Annotated in this window: 1 protein-coding gene; it reads right to left on the bottom strand. The window is 46.8% G+C overall.

The annotated features are described in order from the left end of the window. Positions 1-744: homocysteine S-methyltransferase family protein (locus R8N49_RS26690; RefSeq protein WP_318190394.1), on the bottom strand; the 744-nt coding region annotated here is incomplete at its 3' end. Positions 745-758 lie beyond the last annotated feature (14 nt).

Raw genomic sequence — 758 nt, forward strand, 5'->3', positions numbered from 1 at the left:
ACAGTTAAGACCGAAAGATAACGGCCTTACATGACGTAGAGAGTTGTAAAATGCTTCCGTGGTTTGCCCTGATAACGTGCGCCCCGAAGCGTCGGTAATCGTACCGGAAATCATGACAGGCAGTGCAACACCAAGCTCTTCAAATACAGAATCGACAGCAAAGGCACATGCCTTAGCATTCAATGTATCGAAAATAGTTTCGATCAAAATAAGATCAGCGCCACCTCTGATTAACGCTCGAGTTGACTCGGAATACGCTTCAACCAGCTCATCGAAAGAAACATTGCGGTAGCCGGGATCATTCACATCAGGGGAGATAGAGCACGTTCGGTTGGTTGGACCAAGTACACCTGCAACGTAACGAGGTTTGTCAGGCGTTTTCGCCGTCCACTCATCGGCAACTTCACGAGCCAGTTTTGCCGCGGCGAAGTTAATCTCTTCACTCAGGCTTTCCATCTCATAGTCAGCCATCGCAATGGTGGTCGCGTTAAAGGTATTGGTTTCTAGAATATCAGCGCCGGCTTCAAGGTAAGCGCTATGGATTTCCTTAATTAGTTGAGGCTGGCTTAGCACCAACAAGTCGTTGTTGCCTTTTAGATCACAGTGCCAATTGGCAAAGCGCTCTCCTCGGTAATCTTGCTCTTCAAGTTTGTACCCTTGAATCATGGTTCCCATACCACCATCAATCAATAAGATACGTTGCTTCAATTGAGCTTCAATCTGTTGTCTTACTTTGCTTCCCACAGTACAGCCTCATT

It is taken from the genome of Vibrio sp. 1978 (genome assembly GCF_033344345.1).